Raw genomic sequence first — 987 nt, 5'->3', positions numbered from 1 at the left:
GAAGAACAAACGGAGGATAAAAAAGAATGAATATAACTAATGCTGGTGTACGTGGTTATAACCCTACTGGGGTTGTAATTCACAATGACGCTGGTTCGAATGGTGCTAACGCTGGCTTCTACAACAACTGGTTACCTAATCATAACCCTGAAAATGGCTTTGCTCATGTCTACATTGCTTCTGACGGAAGATTACAAGCTTCTGATTTCTCTAATATGGCATGGCATTGTGCCAACTCGTACGGTAATGCTAACTATGCAAGCTGGGAAGTATGCCAATCAGAGGGCGATTTAAACCAGTTCTTGAGAAATGAGCAAGCGGTACTAGATGACGTGGCTAAGTACATGAAACAATGGGGGTTAACTCCTAATCGTGATACTGTTAAACTACATCAAGAACTTTCAGCAACTTCATGCCCTAGACGTTCAGTAGAAGTACACGGAGGCACGTTAGAGAGTTGTCGCTCATACTTTATCACAGAACTAAACAAGCGCCTTACAGGACAAACTAGTGGCACAGTCGCAGTAAACAATACACAAACAAATACAGAATTAGAGGACGACGATTTAATGAAATTTACATATACAAATGGCGATAAAACAACTTACTACTTTAATGGCGAAAAAGTTATCGCTCTATCACACCCAGACCAATTGGCAATTGTTCGTAAAACTTATAAAGAAACAACTGGCAAAGACCTTAAAAACTTCGATTGGAAAGGTTCGCCTATTGATATTCGTTTCATGCAAGCTAACGGAATCGACAAACCAATCATTGCTAAAAAATAATACGAAAAAGGCCCTCACTTAATTGTGGGGCTTTCTTTGTTCGGTATCATTTCATCTTTTTCACTAACATGTTGACTTCCTCTATTATTAGATCGTTAAGTTTCCTCATCGTGTTCTCTTGCGATTCTGTCAACTTAGGCTTGTTTTTCAGCTTCAACTCTTCGTTGATTTTTTTCACTAATTCGTTGTTCTTCAAGTG

1 protein-coding gene is annotated in these 987 nt (G+C 39.0%); it reads left to right on the top strand.

Annotated features, from left to right (window positions below; translation table 11 throughout):
- The first annotated feature begins 26 nt into the window (after positions 1-26).
- Complete coding sequence (locus L979_RS15385) at positions 27-788, top strand: N-acetylmuramoyl-L-alanine amidase (RefSeq protein WP_036853161.1); 762 nt, start codon at positions 27-29, stop codon at positions 786-788.
- The last annotated feature ends 199 nt before the right edge of the window (positions 789-987 follow it).

Origin of the sequence: Kocuria sp. ZOR0020 (genome assembly GCF_000800955.1) — a bacterium.
GTDB lineage: Bacteria > Actinomycetota > Actinomycetes > Actinomycetales > Micrococcaceae > Kocuria > Kocuria subflava.
This window is presented reverse-complemented; position numbering and strand designations above follow the sequence as displayed.